Annotated in this window: 18 protein-coding genes; 14 read left to right on the forward strand and 4 right to left on the reverse strand. The window is 43.4% G+C overall.

Features of this window, described 5'->3' with window-relative positions:
* The 3 genes from G3352_RS21520 to G3352_RS21530 all read left to right on the forward strand — a co-directional run.
* A partial coding sequence (locus G3352_RS21520) for a hypothetical protein (protein ID WP_205524995.1) occupies positions 1–204 on the forward strand: 204 nt, incomplete at its 5' end.
* Positions 205–509: 305 nt separating this feature from the next.
* The gene (locus G3352_RS21525; protein ID WP_163759665.1) at positions 510–1,085 is read left to right on the forward strand and encodes a leucine-rich repeat domain-containing protein; all 576 of its coding nucleotides are present in this window, start codon (positions 510–512) and stop codon (positions 1,083–1,085) included.
* Between the two features lie 180 nt (positions 1,086–1,265).
* Complete coding sequence (locus G3352_RS21530; protein ID WP_163759668.1) at positions 1,266–1,970, forward strand: cupin domain-containing protein; 705 nt, start codon at positions 1,266–1,268, stop codon at positions 1,968–1,970.
* A gap of 110 nt (positions 1,971–2,080) precedes the next feature.
* On the opposite strand, the gene G3352_RS21535 is transcribed toward G3352_RS21530, so the two are convergent.
* Positions 2,081–3,127, reverse strand: a complete 1,047-nt coding sequence (locus G3352_RS21535) for an aromatic ring-hydroxylating oxygenase subunit alpha (RefSeq protein WP_163759670.1) — start codon at positions 3,125–3,127, stop codon at positions 2,081–2,083.
* A 359-nt stretch (positions 3,128–3,486) separates the two neighbouring features.
* Here G3352_RS21535 and G3352_RS21540 point away from each other — a divergent pair, with 359 nt between their 5' ends.
* Both G3352_RS21540 and G3352_RS21545 read left to right on the forward strand, forming a co-directional pair.
* Positions 3,487–3,933 carry a carboxymuconolactone decarboxylase family protein gene (locus G3352_RS21540; protein WP_163759673.1) on the forward strand — a complete coding sequence of 149 codons (447 nt, stop codon included), beginning with the start codon at positions 3,487–3,489 and terminating at the stop codon, positions 3,931–3,933.
* Positions 3,934–3,969: 36 nt separating this feature from the next.
* A complete protein-coding gene (locus G3352_RS21545; protein WP_163759676.1) occupies positions 3,970–4,896 on the forward strand; it encodes a sigma-70 family RNA polymerase sigma factor in 927 nt (308 codons plus the stop codon).
* A 144-nt stretch (positions 4,897–5,040) separates the two neighbouring features.
* On the opposite strand, the gene G3352_RS21550 is transcribed toward G3352_RS21545, so the two are convergent.
* Complete coding sequence (locus G3352_RS21550) at positions 5,041–5,997, reverse strand: hypothetical protein (protein WP_163759679.1); 957 nt, start codon at positions 5,995–5,997, stop codon at positions 5,041–5,043.
* Positions 5,998–6,265: 268 nt separating this feature from the next.
* A complete protein-coding gene (locus tag G3352_RS21555) occupies positions 6,266–6,910 on the reverse strand; it encodes a spore coat protein (RefSeq protein WP_163759982.1) in 645 nt (214 codons plus the stop codon).
* Positions 6,911–6,992: 82 nt separating this feature from the next.
* On the opposite strand from G3352_RS21555, the gene G3352_RS21560 reads away from it, so the two are divergent.
* The 3 genes from G3352_RS21560 (at position 6,993) to G3352_RS21570 (ending at position 9,072) form a co-directional block, all read left to right on the forward strand.
* Positions 6,993–7,205, forward strand: a complete 213-nt coding sequence (locus G3352_RS21560; RefSeq protein WP_163759682.1) for a hypothetical protein — start codon at positions 6,993–6,995, stop codon at positions 7,203–7,205.
* 34 nt (positions 7,206–7,239) lie between these two features.
* A complete protein-coding gene (locus tag G3352_RS21565; RefSeq protein WP_163759684.1) occupies positions 7,240–7,962 on the forward strand; it encodes a DUF1361 domain-containing protein in 723 nt (240 codons plus the stop codon).
* A gap of 81 nt (positions 7,963–8,043) precedes the next feature.
* Positions 8,044–9,072, forward strand: coding sequence for a serine hydrolase domain-containing protein (locus G3352_RS21570; protein ID WP_163759686.1), 1,029 nt, complete (start codon positions 8,044–8,046; stop codon positions 9,070–9,072).
* Positions 9,073–9,182: 110 nt separating this feature from the next.
* Here G3352_RS21570 and G3352_RS21575 read toward each other — a convergent pair whose 3' ends face one another.
* Entirely contained in the window at positions 9,183–10,121 is a 939-nt protein-coding gene (locus tag G3352_RS21575) for a serine hydrolase domain-containing protein (protein ID WP_240343177.1), read from the reverse strand.
* A 366-nt stretch (positions 10,122–10,487) separates the two neighbouring features.
* Here G3352_RS21575 and G3352_RS21580 point away from each other — a divergent pair, with 366 nt between their 5' ends.
* The 6 genes from G3352_RS21580 (at position 10,488) to G3352_RS21605 (ending at position 18,559) form a co-directional block, all read left to right on the forward strand.
* The gene (locus G3352_RS21580) at positions 10,488–12,812 is read left to right on the forward strand and encodes an ABC transporter permease (RefSeq protein ID WP_240343178.1); all 2,325 of its coding nucleotides are present in this window, start codon (positions 10,488–10,490) and stop codon (positions 12,810–12,812) included.
* A gap of 10 nt (positions 12,813–12,822) precedes the next feature.
* A complete protein-coding gene (locus tag G3352_RS21585) occupies positions 12,823–13,587 on the forward strand; it encodes an ABC transporter ATP-binding protein (protein ID WP_163759696.1) in 765 nt (254 codons plus the stop codon).
* Between the two features lie 28 nt (positions 13,588–13,615).
* Positions 13,616–14,941, forward strand: a complete 1,326-nt coding sequence (locus G3352_RS21590) for an MFS transporter (RefSeq protein WP_240343179.1) — start codon at positions 13,616–13,618, stop codon at positions 14,939–14,941.
* A 204-nt stretch (positions 14,942–15,145) separates the two neighbouring features.
* A complete protein-coding gene (locus G3352_RS21595) occupies positions 15,146–16,213 on the forward strand; it encodes an ankyrin repeat domain-containing protein (protein WP_163759699.1) in 1,068 nt (355 codons plus the stop codon).
* Positions 16,214–16,511: 298 nt separating this feature from the next.
* On the forward strand, positions 16,512–17,816 hold the full coding sequence (locus G3352_RS21600; RefSeq protein WP_163759702.1) for an SPFH domain-containing protein: 1,305 nt from the start codon (positions 16,512–16,514) through the stop codon (positions 17,814–17,816).
* Positions 17,816–18,559: a hypothetical protein gene (locus tag G3352_RS21605; protein WP_163759705.1), complete on the forward strand. Its 744-nt coding sequence runs from the start codon at positions 17,816–17,818 to the stop codon at positions 18,557–18,559. The genes G3352_RS21600 and G3352_RS21605 overlap by 1 nt, the downstream gene beginning before the upstream one ends.
* Positions 18,560–18,652 lie beyond the last annotated feature (93 nt).

The following is an 18,652-nucleotide window of genomic DNA, read 5'->3' on the forward strand; positions in this document are numbered from 1 at the left end:
CTCCAGGGAAGGGGCCGTGTGGTCCGCCCGGGTAACCGCCACCCGGGTATCCGCCAGGCCACCAAGGTCCGCCAATCGGGAACGGGAGAGGAAACGGGACGATGGGCGGGTATGGGTATGGATATGGATAAGGGTAGGGATAAGGTGGGGGTGGGTAGTAAGGGTAAGGATAACCCACTGATTGCGGGGATGAAACCGAACTAGGACCGTACGCCATGTTGCATGCCTCCAATGACTCATTTGATGATATCAGCCTATGCCACGATGTAAACAGATGATACAACGGAATTAACATCACGAAACAAGTATAGAAGGGTGAGATGAGTGTTGACCGTTTCTTTTCATACTGATATCCAAGAGGCGCTGCATACGAACAATTAATTGACGAATTGATCGAGAAGACTGCTCGTTTTTTACTGGTTGATAGAGGACGGTACAATGAAGACACACCACCAAGGGTTTCAAAAGTATTGCGAAGACTCCAGCCTTACCTTATTGAAAGCTGTACGATGGAAGAAATGATGATGCAAAGTGGTGCCATGTATTCAGAGGGGATTTATTACATATATCGCTGCACGCCGGAATCAGGTCAGATTCTTAAGGAAGAAGCAGATCGTTTTCATGACTGGTTATATCCATCATTGCCGGATGATCTTTGTTTTTTGAAGCAGGGTGTATTTAAGCTTCCTCTGGCTCTATTTGAACTGACAACATTGGAAGAGCTGGAGATTATGACGGCGGATCTCGAAAGCATTCCGGAGGGCATCAGTCATTTGAAAAAGTTACAACGACTTACGATTTATTGTGGAAGCTCCCACCATATGGTGTCGGGTTGGAAACCAAAGCCTAAATCAGAGCTCAGTTTTAATTCCATTCCTGCGGAGATCGGAGAACTGACCAGATTGGTGAGTTTAAATATCGCTTATTCCGGGATACGTGAGTTTCCTGCCAAGTTGGAGAAATTGAAGAACCTCCGGTATCTGGGTGTCACGAATAGCTTAATCGAAGAGACTCCTGAAGTTGTTTCGAGGATGACGTGGTTGCAGCATGTGGATCTGAGCCGTACATCAATGGGATTCGGTTAAGAAGAGTATTTACAGCAAAATGAAAATAAATAACGAACAGACCCTGATCAGAACTCTTGTGCCAGGGTTCTTTTTGGTTAAACGACCTTCAGCGGAAATGGGCTCACGCATAGAAGCCCAGAGCATAAGCTAGCGTATAGGTTATCACCTAAACCGAGAGCGAAGGGCAGGCGTTTTATTTTGGCAACTTCCTATATGGACTATACGTTACCAACCACCCAATTTACATTTGACTTGAACCAGAATCCTTTCTTCAAAAAAGATGATCAAAACTATATTAATTTCTTATCCATTAATCAATTAAATACGTTGGGGAATAATTCCCTGCTGGACATTTTTCTTAACACAGGCAATGTGGTTGAACCCCATATTCATCAGAATGCATCCGAATTGGTGTATTGCATCAGTGGTTCCGCCGTCGTTTCCCTCATAAACCCGTTTACGAATGAGTTGTTAAACTTTACGATTACTCCGGGTCAAGTAGCTAATGTTCCGCAAGGCTGGTGGCACTATGAAATTGCAACGGTAGATCAGACCCATCTGCTGGCTATCTTCGATGCCCCGGTTCCTGAAGCTATATTTGGCTCGGATATTTTACGACTGACACCTGCCAGTGTTCTGGCCCATACGTATTGTCTGGATGAGAACAAGGTGAAGGAAACACTTGCTCCAATTCAAAAAACGGTGATTGTTGGGCCGCCAGCAGACTGTGTTACTCAAGTTTCCCCGTCCTCTAATATGCCTCATCCTAACAGTCAGCCTAACGCACAGCCGTATGTGAATCGCCATCCATATTGGGGAACATGGGTTGATCCCCGTATAATTCATGAACCAGGCTGTCCGTATTATATAGAACCAACAGTGAGCGCGCATAATCAAGGATAAGTCACAGATATAAGGCTTATTATAAGCGGGGGTAATCCCAATACATGTAGCAACTATAGAAAAAGAAGCGCTCATAGGAACGCTTCTTTTTTTGTTCATTTGTATTTATTTTATGATGTGTAATTTCGTCCCAAACCAAGTTCTGTCAATAACTGACGATAAGCGATAGAAGTACGGTCTGCGGGAATGTGCGCTTCTGCATGCAGATCCAGCGGCAAATCCTCCGGTTTCTGGGATTCTACCATTTCACGATCTTCCTCAAATACCTGCAAGTTAAACTTAATCGTATCTTCAATCGGAGCATCCTTGTCAAAATTGCGTGTAATGGGACAGAACAAACGCGTATAACGTGCTGAAATGGGGGAGGCACAATTTAGAATGTTCAGCTTGTCATTTTCCGGGAAGTGAACCGTGAGTGATGCAGCAAAGGGGGGGGATACCCGGAATTCGCGTAGCCATTGAAATCCTTCCGGCGCCACGTTATCCTGGCCTTTGCCATAGTTGCTAACGGAACTCCAATACTCGGCAAGCAGTTCATTACCTTCGCGTTTTACTTTGTACTGGGGTACTTCTGTATTGTTCCGATCGCCAAACGTCTCGGTATGTACATAGGCAAAATGGGATACATCCAGAAATCCTTCCATTTGTCTTCCGGCAGAACCTGCAATATCAAAGTTCGGAGGCAGAATGTTGATATAATCTGGATCATCCCATCCTGGGAATGCAGGAATCTGCTCGTCGGTACCCGCGAGTGAAGTCCAGATTAGGCCATAACGTTCAACCGCCGGATATACGATAAGTTTCAGTTTGGGAGAAATTTTGGAGCTGGGATGTGCAGGCACTGCGGTACATTTACCTTCACAGTTGTAACGGAAACCATGATACGGGCAGACAATTTCCCCATTTTCTACCCATCCTTTACTAAGCGGGGCCCCACGGTGAAAACAAAGATCCTTAGCAACTACAACTTTGTCGTTGCTGCGATACAAGACCAAACGGACATCAAGCAATTGAGCTGCCAGTGGTTTATCTGTCACTTCGCTTGCCTGGGCAATCGGATACCAATATTGAGATAAGACATGCCAGTCTTCAGCGGAGAACGTGCAGCCGCGGGGCAGTTCGGATGTAAGTTGAGATTTGGAATTGGAAGTTATCATGGAAGTCACTCCTTGCTAGGATAATGAATCGTTCTTTTTTGTGTCAGGAAAGTTTACTTTGTAGCCGTATGTTACTACTCTTTTGTTTCGTGTATCAATATGTATAAGGATAATTTGTTCAAAATCACAAACAAAACATCAAACAGCTAACATAAACACGGAAAATCCTGCTTATACATAACGCTTTACGTGAACTATATTCATGTCGGGAAAGCTCTACGCAGATTAATCAACTTAATTGTCAATCGAGCTATATTCTGTGCCTGAATATGCTGAAGAAATCTTTTTTTTGAGAAATGTCACAGATATAACCCTTCATTTGTCTTAAGGTTGTAAACCAAAATACGGAGGCGAATGAGATGAATTTAAGAGTGAACTATAGAGCGGCTAATCCGGGGGCTTTCAAAGCGATGATGGCCATGGAGCAGCATATTTCGGGGCAGTTTGAAGATAAAGTGTTATATGAGCTGTTGAAAATCCGTGTGTCGCAAATCAATGGCTGTGCGTTTTGTCTCGATATGCATGCCAAAGACCTGTTGAAGCTGGGAGATTACGCCGATCACATTTTGCTGCTGAGTGTGTGGCGCGAGGTACCTTTGTTTACGGAAAAAGAACGTGTTATGCTGGAACTGGCTGAAGCGGTAACCCGTATTTCGGATCAAGGCGTGCCACTTGAATTGTTTGAAAAAGTGAAAGCACATTTCAGTGATGCCGAATTGGTGGATCTGATTCTGGCGATCAATACCATTAATAACTGGAACCGGATTGCAATTACAACGGGGATGTACCCTGGTTGCTTTAACTAAATAAATGTACGACCATCTGTCAGAGGAGGCCATCTCATGAAATCCAATTTTTATACCAATGAGCCAGAAGTGTCTTCTCTGGAGATTGGTGAACTGTATATTCGCTACAAAGCTTATGCCTTTTCCATAGCTTACCGCATGCTGGGCAGTGTTATGGAGGCTGAGGATATTGTGCAGGATTGTTTTGCAGAGTTGCAGAGCAAGCCGCGTAATGATATCCGTAATCCCAAGTCCTATATTGCAAAACTGGTCGTAAACCGGAGTCTAAATCTGCTGAACTCTGCCCGCAATCAAAGGGAAAGTTATGTTGGGGAATGGCTTCCTGAGCCAATGAGTACCGGTGAAACAGCCAACATTCCGGAGGAAACCATACAGCAGAAGGAAATGATTTCATACGCTTATCTGGTTATGCTGGAGCAGCTGTCCTCCATGGAGCGTGCCGTTTTTGTACTGCGTGAGGCATTCCAGTACGAGTATAACGAAATAGCGGATTGGTTAGGCAAATCAGAGAGCAATTGCCGTCAGATCTTTAGTCGGGCAAGGCGCAAACTGCCTGATAGACTTCCAACGATGGAACAGAGTTCTGATAATTATGCGGCAAAAGAACAATTGATTGCCCGCTTTACAACCGCTTTTCTAAATTATAATGTCTCCGAGATGCTGAATCTGCTGGCCGAACAACCTGTATTTACCGCAGATGGCGGCGGACGTGTGCATACGGTCATGAGAACGATGAGAGTGCGCAAAGGTGTACTCGCCTTGTTGACCTCTCGTCGGGTGCTTACCCGATTGCGAAAACGAGAGTGGGTGCCCACCGTTATCAATGGAGAACCTCACTTGGCGTTATTTGAGAACGGGCAGTTGTCCGAAGTTCTGTGTTTAGAACTGGACTCTCTTGGAGAGCGAATTGAGGGGTTCTATCTCGTTGTGAATCCAAACAAACTTACATCGGTATCGAGATAATAGTTTTCTGGAATGGAATAAGAAGGGCTCAAGGCATGTTAAAGCGGCACATCCTGTAAACAGGAGTGCCGCTTCTTTTTAGCTTTGAGACTGTAGCCAATTTATAGTGAACTAACAACATCCACTTTGGATCGGTTATATTCATTAATCATCGGCAAACAGGCTTTCTACATGGTCAGTAATTTCTTTGATTTCTGGGGTAAGTTCGTCGTTACTGTCATCGAGAAAATGCAAAATCTTCTCCACTGTATCCAGAAGTACACTCTTCGTATTGAGCTCCCTGCTTGCCACAGCCTTCTGGTATGCTTTTTTCACTACTGGATCAATCGTACGGATTTCTTCTTCCGTGTACCAGTCGTAAGCGGGAGAATTATCACTTCCATAAAACAGGTAACCAACGTATAGTGAATTCTTGACTGCTGACGCACGATTAGAGCTTGGAAAGTTATTTAGGAAAGCTTCCTTCTCTAGAGTACGCCGGATGAGTTCATCCCAGGTTATCACAAAGGCCGCATCAGAAGTCGTGGCCTGGTTGGATTCCGCTGCCATAATATCAATATAAGCAACAATGTCAGGGTTCACGTAGGGCTGGAACTTTTTGTAGACCTCGTAATTGATAATGGGGTAGTACAGCCCTTCACTGGTTTCCAGTTTGAATCCCATATCGGAAGCTTCCTGCAAGAGCTTGAGCACCGTCGGATGTTTGATTTCTTTGAGCAGGCGGCTGTATGTAAGCTGCTGTTCATAACCTATGTTGGAATGGGCTTCTGAAAGGACGCTCTGAAACAGTTCGGTATACATTTTTTGATCCAGGCCAGCCAGTTTGATCCTTTGTAAATTTTCCAGCTGTAACGTCATCAAGGTGGCCTGCCAAGGGCCAACCTCATCAATATGATTCAATAGATATTTACGTGCCTGAATCAGGCTGGGCGTTGACTTCACTGCATTTTTCCAGTAAATCTGATATTGATGATACACCGTTTGGGAAGCTGGAACAGGCGCAGCCCAAGTTGTTTGGGGTGCAGTCAATGATGCACTTATAGCTGTAAAGCCAAGGGTAATAGCTAGAAAACTGAGCTTAATAGATGGATTCAATCTCATCCAAGTCCCTCCCATAATGCTTGATAAGTGACATTCACGTATACTTGTATTCTTATGATTGGATGATAATTATAGACGTGAGCTTAGCAAGGCGACCGTGTACAGGTTTTATTTGATTAAACCAGTTTATGGTAAGCGAATCAAGTATAGATTCAATGAACAGGTCTACTTCGGGTAAAGGCCAAAATCAGGTGTTTTTCAAGCAAAAGAACAGGCTCTTCAACCTGAATGGGTTGAAGAGCCTGTTCTTTGTTCATCTTGCATTAGATTAATGCAGAGGTGGTTTATTGTTCTGTGGCATCTGAGGGGCTCCATTTGCCGGGACATAGGCCTGAAGCATCTGTTTGGTATCATTTGCATTCAGTTGCGGCACTTGGTAATAGGCGTGTTGATTTTGATACATGAAAATTTCGTAGGCCATCTCAATAAAGTGTTGCACTTGGGAAGCGATGACTCTCCGCACGGCTCCGTTTGTAATTTCAGGCGCAGACATGGCCAGTAGAGAAGCATGTGATTTGATCAACCCCAGCATATGACCGCTGATTCCGGCATCTTTGACATCGGTGAGGGATTGATTCGGCTTTTTCGGTGCGGATGGCTTGAGGCCATATACAGGCGGAACGATATTCGGAATCATGTAAGTTGCCGTCTCCTGATGCGGTTTATGTCCAGTGGAGAAACATTCTGCAGTCAGATTGTATTGGGATAACATGAAATTGTATTGACGATCAAGAATGCCGAGAAGTTCAGTGTCTTGTACAAATGTTCTAAACATCATGTATTGATCCAATACGTTGATGGCTCCTGACAAAATTTCATGCATATCGAACATTTCATGTCCGCCATGATTCATCTGAGGAGTGAGGCCTGGATTTGCGTTATCCGCAGGTTGCATACGATTTTGAGGCTGCATTGAATTTGGATTCATTGTGAATTTGATTCTCCTTTGGGAAATGGTATGATCCTAGTATGGTCTTGAACAGTAAATTTATGTAATGATGTTATGGTATGAGGAAAATACAGACGGTATGGTGGTGGTTGGATGGAAACCGATTGGGATGTCCCCAAAGCATTATGATGTAGCAACCAAACCATTGGTGCTTGATCCGGGACATGAACTACAGCAATATGAGTTGAAGGATAAACGTGGACTCAATTTGCGTGTGGAAAAGAACAAGGAAGAGCTCATCCGATATTTTCGGAACTGAATGTATTTCATTGGATCAAGTGAGGTAATTATCATTGCGAAAACTGAATTATATTAAAGTATTTATTTTTCTAAGTGTGGTCACAGTGGTGACTCTGGGTTTGTATTACGCGGCTGCGGATTGGCTGGATCAGCGCTATTTTCGCTTCCTTATCTGGAACCTATTCCTGGGCTGGATTCCTTTTCTATTCTCCTATTTGGCCTATGGCTTTAGCCATGTTAAATGGAGCGGGTCTGCATGGTTTGCCGTTGCGAGCGGACTGCTCTGGCTATTGTTCTTCCCGAACTCTTCCTACATTGTAACGGATCTTGTTCACCTGACGGCACGCAGTTCCCGTTATTATGGTGGAGGGAATGGATTGGACTATACGTACTGGTATGATCTTGTCGTGGTTTTGATGTTTGTCTGGACGGGCTTGTTGCTTGGATTCCTGTCGATGTATCAGCTTCAGGAAGTGATCCATTACAAAATAGGACGATGGATCTCATGGATCTTTGTACTTGGGGGTTGTGCTCTGGGTAGTTACGGTGTTCTGCTGGGACGTGTTTATCGCCTGAACAGCTGGGATGCGTTAACCAATCGCGAGACGCTGGTTGAACTTATGCATGAGAGTGTAAGTCGTCCGTCACTTGCTTTTTGTATGTTTTTTGGCACATTTATTCTTACGATCTACGTAACGCTGTATTATTTAATAAATACACATCGCAGGCAGACGGAACTTGGAAGTTCCAAGGCGGATCTGCAAGGCTTGCGGTAATGGACTGTTTAACATTGGAACAAAAACGTGATTAAGCAGCATCTGAGCATGGAAATAGAAATGGAAGAAGTTAGGTGGACGATGATGAAGCGTATAACGGATCTGACACGCAGAATAGCAGAAGTGATGGAGAACGTTGATTTTTCGGGCGTAGTATTGATAAAACAAAACGGGCGTACCCTATTAAGAACGACTCGTGCATATGCGAATCGCAGTGATGAACGTTTGAATCAGCCACATACACGGTTTGGCATTGCATCTGGATGCAAGATTTTTACGGCAGTGAGTATTTGCCAATTGATTGAACAAGGAAAATTATCGTATGATTCCAGATTGGCAGATGTCTTGAGCATTAAGTTTCCTCTATGGGATCAAGGAGTTACAATTCATCAGCTGTTAACCCATACTTCAGGCATCCCGGACTATTTTGATGAAGAAGTGATGGAGGATTTCGCTGAGTTGTGGAAGGAACGACCCGTCTATTCGATGCGGCAATTGAATGATTTTCTGCCAATGTTTCAGCATCAGCCCATGAAATCAGCTCCGGGTGAACGGTTCCATTATAATAATGCGGCATTTATCGTATTGGGTCTCATTGTTGAAGAGCACACGGGGCAGTTGTTTACGGACTATGTAGAGCAATTTATTTTTAACAAGTGCGGCATGTCGGATTCGGGTTACTTCGAGACAGATCGTCTTCCCCGTAATACTGCGATCGGTTATATGGATCAGGAGGACGGATCGTGGACCAGTAACATTTTTTCCATTCCTGTTAAGGGTGGGGCTGATGGTGGAGCTTATACAACAGCGCCGGATATGATTCGTTTCTGGAATGCGTTATTCAGTAATGAACTGTTGGGCGAAGAAACGACGGGAAAGTTAATCACGCCATATGTCCATGAGGATGATGAAACCTATTATGGGCAAGGAATCTTGATTGATCGGAGAGGAAAAGCGTTATTTAAATATCATGTGATGGGTTTCGATCCTGGCGTGTCGTTCATGTCTTCCGTATATCCAGATCACAATCTGCAAGTTGTTGTCCTCTCCAACAAAGAATCGGGTCCTTATCCCATAACCATGGCTGTGGAAGAGGCTTTGGGGAGATGAACTTGGCTGAGGATCGATGTAACAAGTAATGGAATAACCCTATAGTTACCGGTGAATGCCGGGTAAGCTATAGGGTTTATTTGATTTAATTCACAACTCAAAGAAAAGGTCTATAAGAATTTCGCCAATTGGGGTGCAATTCGTTTGGGGAACACATCCAGCGGCGGTTTTTCCTTCTTTCGTTTGTCATTGGTGAGCACGGCAACGAGTTCCAGAGCCGGGACGATATATACAAATTGACCGCCAAATCCACGGGCGTAGTAATAGTGGAGTATGGGAAGGTTCTGTTCCGCAACCTCACCTTCCGAAATTTCGTTGGTATAGGCATTTACCCACCAATGCCAAGCGTAACTGCCCTGATTGGGCGGGGTAACCGTAATGGCTGGTTTTGTAGAGCGGCTGACCAGATCATTTGAAATTAGCGACTGCCCGTTCCATATGCCTTGTTGCAAAAACAGTTGTCCGAATTTTAGCAAATCCTGTGGCAACATCTTTAAGCCGAACCCCCCGGTATGCACACCCTGTGGATCACTTTCCCATTCATAGTTTTGGATCCCCAACGGGCCAAATAGATAACGCTCCGCAAACTCGGCTACGGACATACCGGTACTTTGCATGAGGATGGCAGACAATATCTGTGATACCCCTGAATTGTATTCCATATATGCACCTGGAATATGACTTAATTGCTGTTCCAACGCAAAATTCACCCAGTGATCCGTACGTGTCATCCTCGGAAATGAATTCTGTCCTCCGAATTCGTCCCAATTGAATCCTGCCGTCATCGTTAATAACTGCTCTAACGTAACGTTCGGTTTGCGCGGGTCAGCGTCTGACACCAGCTGCGGGAAAAAGGTAGAGATGGGAGTAGACGCATCGGGCAGCCATCCGTGATCCATCGCAATACAGATGAGTGCGGACAGCACACTTTTGGTACAGGAATTGATTTTTGCAATATGAGTTGCTGCTTGTTGATTGCGGTAGTGCTCGTATATGAGCTCACCACGTACGCTGACTAAGCAACTACGCAGATCCAGCGGCGGAATCATTGGTTGTAACAGGGATGGTATGGATGAAGGATTCATAATGTCCTTTCTTATTTGGGTGTTATCCCCTAAATTAATTGTTATAGAAAATGGTTTGAACCATTATCTTAGCATACGAATAAATAAGTTCTCAATCCATACACCTCAGACTCGGGCATTAGAAAGGACTGGACCGCAGACCGATTCAGAAGTTCATATTTATTGATACACTCAGGTCAGTATCATATGGGTATATTTTACAGCCAGAAAGGGCGTGGATTTGGTTCAGAGGGTTCGACATACAGGTGAAACAAATTACATATAGTGTAGCTGATTATCCCAAAGTGGTGTTCAATGCAAAGGAGCTAGTGATTGTTTATGTTGTTACGTATGTTGAGAAATGATCTGATCAGGAAAAAAGGAATCAACATCGCATTATTCGTTTTTATTATGCTGGCTGCTTTGCTTGTTTCTTCAGGTACACGAATGATTATGGAGCTAACAAGTTCAATTCACTATTTATTTACGGAATCCAAGACGCCCCATGTGGTGCAGATGCATGCAGGTGCGTTGGATGAACCAAAGGTGAACGAGTGGGCACAGGCCAATGAGATGGTAGATCAGCACCAAATCGTAGAGATGATCAACATTGACAGTTCCCATTTGTTTTTTGGCGCGGAAGCCGAGAAAAACAGCATTATGGATATTGATTTTGTCGTACAAAATCAGGATTTTGATTATCTGCTGAATTTGAATAGTGAGATTGTGCAGGTGAAAGATGGAGAAATTGCGGTGCCTGTTTATTATTTGCAGAAAAAGAAATTGAGTATTGGTGACAGTGTTCATATTAAGGATGGTACCTTCAACAGAACTTACACGATCGTAGATTTTGTGCGTGATGCTCAAATGAATCCATCGATTATTCACTCCAAACGTTTTGTTGTCAGTCCAGATGAATTCCAATCCTTGAAAAACAATACGGGCGAGACGGAGTATCTGATTGAGTTTCGCCTGAAAGATTCACGGATGATCAGTGACTTTACCCAAGCCTATCAAAATACGAGTTTGCCGAATGCCGGCCCTGTGGTGAATTACAATCTGTTTCAGTTGTTAAATGCCTTGACTGATGGAGTTGTGGCAGCTGTAATCATTCTGATCAGTTTAATCTTGATTGTAATCGCTGTACTCTGCATTCGTTTCACCATGCTCGCCACTATTGAAGAGGATTATCGAGAGATTAGCGTTATGAAAGCTATCGGCATATCCGAGCGTGATATTAGGAAACTCTACTTGAGCAAATATGTCGTTATGGCAGGATTGGGCTCCATTACAGGCTTTCTTGCGTCCCTATTGGTGAACCGTTTATTCATGTCCAATATGATGCTTTACATGGGGACAGCTCCCAAAACATGGTTACACTATGTCATGACCGGATTTGCAGCGTGTATCATTTTTGCCATCGTTGTATTTTTCTGCAATCGCGTGCTTCGACGTTTCGATCACATCTCGGCGATTGAAGCGTTACGTTCAGGCAGTCTGGGTGAGACCAGAATGACCTCGAACAGACTACGTTTATCCCAAAATCGGTGGTTGGCGGTGCCTGTTTTTCTGGGTTTAAAAGAAGTCATCCAACGACTGAAGTTGTTCCGTTTACTGTTATTTGTGTTTGTGATCAGTTCATTTGTTATGATTGTACCTATTAATTTCCACAATACGTTACAAGCTCCGAGCTTCATTTCGTACATGGGTGTAGGTCGAAGTGATATGCGAATTGATCTGAGGCACTCTGAAGATATCGAACAGCGCTACGCTGAATTAATCGATTACGTACAGCAGGATAACAACGTACTTCGATACTCCCCGCTTGTCACCAGCCAATTTAAAGTGTTAAACAGTGAAGGCAGCTATGATCATTTGAGCGTTGAGACAGGTGATTTTGATATTTTTCCTTTGTCTTACGTAAGCGGTGCAGCTCCGAAAAATGAAAATCAAATTGCTTTGTCAGATGCGAACAGTACTGAAATGGAGAAGAAAACGGGAGATAGCTTGGTACTGATCATAAATGGACAGGAAAAAACAATGACAGTTAGCGGTGTATATCAGGATGTGACCAATGGTGGAAAGACTGCGAAAGCACGGCTACCCTATAACAAAGATCGTGTGCTCTGGTATGTCTTAAGTCTGGATTTGAAAGATGACGGTAGTAAAATCTCGGATAAAATTGCGGAATATGAGCAGGCATTTTCACCTGCAAAGGTGACCGATTTAAAAGGATACTTAGATCAAACGCTAGGAGGAACAATCCATCAGCTAAAATTGATTACGGTGTTGGCGCTTGTTATCGCAGTATTGGTCAATATCCTGATCACATCATTATTTCTCAAAATGCTTGTGGCAAAGGATAGTGGAGATATCGCCATCTTAAGAAGTTTGGGCTGTGCCATTTCGACCATCAAATTCAAATATGTAGCGATGTCGCTCATTGTTTTGGGTATAGGCATTCTTGCAGGAACCATTTTATCCAATACCGCAGGCCAGTGGTTGATCGGTGCAATCATGGCTTCTTTCGGAGCATCCCGTATTGTTTTTGTCATTGATCCGCTACAGTCGTACATCCTATGTCCGCTGTTGCTGGCAGCAACTATTATCTGTACCGCTCTGATCAGTATTCAATCCATCAAGGAATCCAGCATTTCCAAAATGATTGTCGAATAGGGGGACGACCATGACTACGATCTTGGAAGCCAAAGACATGAATAAATCGTACAGTACTGGCGAGAGTGAAGAACATCCCATTTTGAAGCAAATTAATTTACAAATAAAAAAAGGCGAATTTGTCTCCATTATGGGTCCTTCGGGTTCTGGAAAATCAACCTTGCTTTATAATATTAGCGGCATGGATCAGGTAAGTAGCGGGAGTGTTTATTTTGCAGGTCAAAAAATTTCGGCATACTCAGAGAAAGAATTGGCGCAGTTTCGCTTGAGCAAAATGGGCTTTATATTTCAGAACATCCATCTGTTAAAAAATTTGAATCTGCTCGACAATATCGTTCTACCTGCCTATCTGGCGAAAAAAAGCAGCAGAGATTCCATTAATAGACGAGCGATGAATCTGATGAAAAAAATGGGCATTGCTGAACTGGCCAACCACAACATCACTCAGGCATCGGGAGGACAATTGCAACGGATTGCCATCTGCAGGGCGCTGATCAATCAGCCTGAAATGCTGTTTGGCGACGAACCCACGGGCGCACTGAATTCACGCTCAACCAATGAAATCATGGATATTGTTGGAGACATTAATGCTTCTGGAACAACGATATTGATCGTGACCCATGATATTAAGGTCGCAGCGCGATCTGAACGAGTTTTATTCATGCTGGACGGCAAACTGGTGGCAGATCGTAACATGGGCAAGTTCAACAAGCAACATGACCTGAAAGCAAGAGAGAGCAGCTTAGGCAAATGGCTGGCGGATCAAGGGTTCTAACACAGTTAATTGGAGAGGGGTTTATCCAATGAAACCGATGGAACACAAGTCATTTGGTCAATTTCTGATCGTATGGTTCGGTCAGCTCATATCTACAATGGGTATCGGAATGACGGCATTCACCCTTGGTGTGTACGCCTTTGAGAAAACCCATACGGCGACAGCTGTAGCGCTGATTACACTGTTTACCTTTTTGCCTAATATTTTGTTGCGTCCCATAGGTGGTGTCCTTGCAGATCGTTTTGACCGGCGAATGATGATGGTCATAGGTGATCTTGGTTCTGCGGCTGGTCTCGTTTTTATTTGGATCATGATCCTGATTGGAAATATTGAACTATGGCATCTCTATGTTGGCGTTACTTTCAGCTCTATGTTCTCGGCAGTTCAAAGTCCAGCGTACAAGGCTTCAGCTACTGATTTGCTAGATAAAGATCAATATTCAAAGGGCAGTGGCCTGATGCAGCTCGCCGAATCATCCAAGTTTCTATTTTCGCCCATTATAGCGGGAATTCTGCTCAGTATAACAACCATTGAAGTCATTCTGGTTATTAATATGTTGACGTATCTGGTTGCTATTCTAGCGGTGCTTGCTATCCGGAAAAGCATTAAAGCAGCGCGAAGCAATGCTGAGAGGAAGCCCTGGATTGCTGAGCTTAACGAAGGCTGGATTGAAGTAACGACGAATAAAGGCGTGCTTCTACTTGTTATCATTATTTCGATCATTACGTTCTATCTGGGATTCCTCGAGACACTCATTGGTCCTATGATCTTATCATTTTCGGATTCAAGGATGCTTGGAACGTTTCTATCTGTGAGCGCGATCGGTATGCTGATCAGCAGTCTGTGTATTGGCATGTTCACCATAAGTAAAAAATATTCAAAAATACTTGTTCTGGGTCTTGTTATGTCTGGATTATCATTCTCCCTCCTGGGATTCTCCACCAATATTTATTTCATTATCTGTGCAGGTTTCCTGTTTTTGGCCTCCTTACCTTTTGTCAACATGAGTGCAGACGTATTGGTGCGAAATAACATATCCAACGAGAAACAAGGCAGGGTGTGGGGAATCATAGGCATTCTGTCACAATTGGGTTTTATTGTATCCTATAGTCTCGCAGGATTTTTGGCAGACCGTGTCTTTAACCCGCTTTTGGTGGAAGGTGGAGCACTAGCTTCGACCGTAGGATCATATATCGGCGTTGGTCCGGGAAGAGGCATTGCGTTGTTGTTTATTATTGCAGGGGTATTTGTTATCGCTATTGCAGCCATCACTTCTCAACTTAAATCCATTAAGGGGTTAGAGAAGGGGATTGATATTGTGCCAACAGACCCAACGAATTTAGCGCATGATTGATTGAGTTGATGTGTGTGTGGTTTAAAGGATGATATTGGCCCCGGAACTATATGTTTCGGGGTTGGTTTGTATAAAGGCTTTAGGACTGGAATCATGATTTTAGTAGAGGTTTGTACAAATGAAAAGGATAGCAGGTATACTAATAATAATGAGCATCAGGGGGCTTTTAGTCATGAGACATTAACCAGAGGGAGGTTACACCTTTTGTTCAAAATCGGAAATCAAGGTACGTTTGAAACGTTGCCTGATCACGCCATGGCGATTTACAAGGGAGATGTTATTGCTGTAGAAGAATTCATTAAACAGGGCATGGATCTCGAAAAAGAGATTACGCTCAGTAAATACATAGCATTGACGCCATTGGATATTGCTCTAATCACCAATCAACAGGCAGTGGTCAAGCTTTTGGTAGATAACGGAGTAAACCTGAATGTGAAGGATAATCCAGCAATCCTCAAGGCGGTCAGATATGTCGGGGAAGAGATCATCCGATATTTGCATCAGAAGGGTGCCAAATTGAACGGTATGAGCAAGGTGAAGTCGAATGCGTATGATGAAGCGTATTATGGCAACAAAAAGAACATTTCCTTGTTATGTGAACTAGGACTGGAGATGCAAAAATATGCAGGGAAAACGCTGCGAAAAGCTGTTTCAGATCACGATTTGAAAACAATCCAGTATTTGCTGGAGAAGGGCGTGGACATCAATTACAATGAGCCCGATATGGTGTATCCATACAAGGCTACACCGCTTACGGTAGCGGCTCGCAACAACAATATGAAGATGGTTCAATTTCTGATAGAGCGTGGAGCGGATGTAACTATTCAAGAGAAGGATGGGGAGCGGGCGTATACGATTGCGATCAGTCAGAAGAATGCGGAAATGGCAGAGTATTTGAAAGCTCATGAGCCGCAAGACTTTCACAATCTGAGCAATAAATTGCATGTGCTCAAATCGTACAAGCTGCCTGATGCATTAATCCGTTTTCTAACGGAAGGTCCGCAAAGAATCGACTTGCCGGACAATTCGTCCGGAGTGGGATACATCGAATTCTTCCACCTGGTCGATACGGTTGAAATGATGATGGGCAGACAGAAACTGCTGCGTATATCCTCTGAAGTGGATCAGTACTCCCATATCCTGATCGTCTGGAATCCAAGCAAAAAAATGATTGGTTACGCAGATATTGAACATCAGGAGATTGGAATGATCTCCACTTTCGAAGCGTTCATGGCCGATCCCGCATCATATATGGATAATCTCCTGAATTAATTAGAGGGACTCCACTATCACAAGAACCTCTTGTATATTGTCGATATACAGGAGGTTTTTTAGTGTCTAAACCATTCATCTATAGGAAAAATATCTCACGAAATATGAACTATACTAGTGCGAAAGGAGGTTATAAATGGTAAAATAGCAATGCCTAAACATGAAAAAACATTTTTGTTGAAAGATTAGCAGATAAATAAGATATAAAATGGTGTAACTTTAGATTGTTAGAAAGCGATTGTTAGTACGATTGTTTCAATGAAATTATAGTATTCTACTACTGGAGTGAGGAAGAGAAATGGCCATTATTGACGTAATCAAGTATGACGGTTCACCTGATGTATTTGCTTGGAAGCACCCTGAGAATGAATTGGGAACATGGACCCAGTTGATTGTGAATCAATCCCAACAGGCAATCCTCTTTAAGGATGGAAGGGCGCTTGATATGTTCGGGCCAGGAAGACATACGCTAAGTACAGCGAATATCCCGATCTTAAACCGGCTCGTTAACCTTCCGTTCGGAGGTAAATCACCTTTTGCAGCAGAAGTGTGGTACGTCAACCAAGTAAGCGCACTAGACGTGAAATGGGGAACAGCAAATCCAATTCAGGTACAGGACCCAAAATATAATATTATCGTTCCCGTGAGAGCATTTGGACAGATGGGAATAAAAATAGCAGACTCTCGCAAATTTCTGGTCAAACTTGTGGGAACACTGCCTGAATTTAACCAGGCTAATATGGTCAATTACTTTCGCGGGCTAATTATTATGAACATTAACTCCATGTTGTCTTCCTATCTAATACATAGAAAAGTAAGTGTACTGGAAATCAATGCTTATATCGCAGAAATATCACGACATTTTGCTGATACGATTGCATCTGCTTTCGAAGAATTTGGTATTGAATTAATCAACCTGTATATCCACAATGTCAATCTGCCTGAAGAGGACCCTTCGGTCATTCGTTTGAGAGAAGCGTTGGCACGCAAAGCCGAAATGGATATTATCGGGTATACCTATCAACAGGAGCGTTCATTCGATACGCTTGAAGGTGCAGCCAAAAATGAAGGAAGCATGCAATCGGATATAATGGGTGCAGGGCTTGGTATGGGGATGGGTGTTGGACTGGGAGGATCATTCAGCAGCGAGATGTCCCAGATGTCCAAAGTGATGGCTACCACGGAAACGCCTGCTGTACGCATATGCAAACATTGCAGTCATCCGAACCAGGAGCATAGTTCTTTTTGCAGCAAATGTGGCAATTCACTTGCCGAAAAATTAGCAACGACTGGTTGTAACAACTGTGGACATGCCTTGCAAAAAGGGACCAAATTTTGTCCTAATTGTGGTGACAAATATCATGCATGCCCATCCTGCGGGGCGGATAATGGAGAGAATGCTTTGGAATGTGTTCAGTGTCACGAACCGATGCCTAGCCCATGCCCCAAGTGCAATCATATGAATTCGGGTCAAACTAAATTTTGCGGCAATTGCGGCTCCAGTCTGTCCTTGAAATGCAGTCAATGTCAACATGAAGTGAAGCTCGGTCAGAAGTTCTGTCTGGATTGTGGAAACAATCTGCACGATGGAGGGCAGGCATAGTGATAATTAAACGGAGCAACCTTTTCATTTTGGATGCCATCTATCTGATCAGCATGCTGGTAGCCTCAGTCGTTTCTTTTACAGTGTTTAATCATGCCATTGTATCGCTTTCTTTCTGGATGAATCTTGTGGCTTCTTATGTCGCGATTACGGCGATTTGGATTTATATAAGGTATGTTATGCTACATATGGATCGCTTTAAACAATTGGTTCCTGGTTACACAATGTTAGGGATTGTGTTGGTGATGTATCTGATTTGTGTAATGATATATTCTCTGTTTACAAGTTTAGCAGATCATGGTCTCCGCTGGTTCGTTTTGTTACATACGGTAACTTTAGCTATCGCCCTTATTCTGTGTGGCATCATTTTGATCTTTATTCAAAGTACACGTCGTAATGAAGCCGTTGAGCAAACGAAATTGGTCAATCTACATTTGATCGGAAACGCTTTGCAGCAGCTGCTTCACAAGATGGAGAGCCATTCCGTTCTGACTACGGAAGAAGAGAGGAAGACCGTTCAAACATTAATAGAACTTGTAAAATATAGTGACCCGATCACTCCACATTCACTTGAATATAATGACCGCCAGATTTTGATGGATATTGAAAAGATGAACAGTGAGCTTTCAACTCATTACGAAGCAGGGGAACTGGTGAATAGCGAGCATCTTGCTTCACAACTATCCCGGTTAAAGTCCCGTTTGAAAGAGCGGAATCAACAGATCGTGACAAGCAAATCATAAATTCATAGGAGGAAAAGCTGTGAAGAAATTTTTTGGAATTATATTCATTATACTTTCATCTCTGACCATCTTATTATCTATATTATTAATATC

Origin of the sequence: Paenibacillus sp. ALJ109b, assembly GCF_010747435.1 — a bacterium.
Classification (GTDB): Bacteria; Bacillota; Bacilli; order Paenibacillales; family Paenibacillaceae; genus Paenibacillus; species Paenibacillus taichungensis.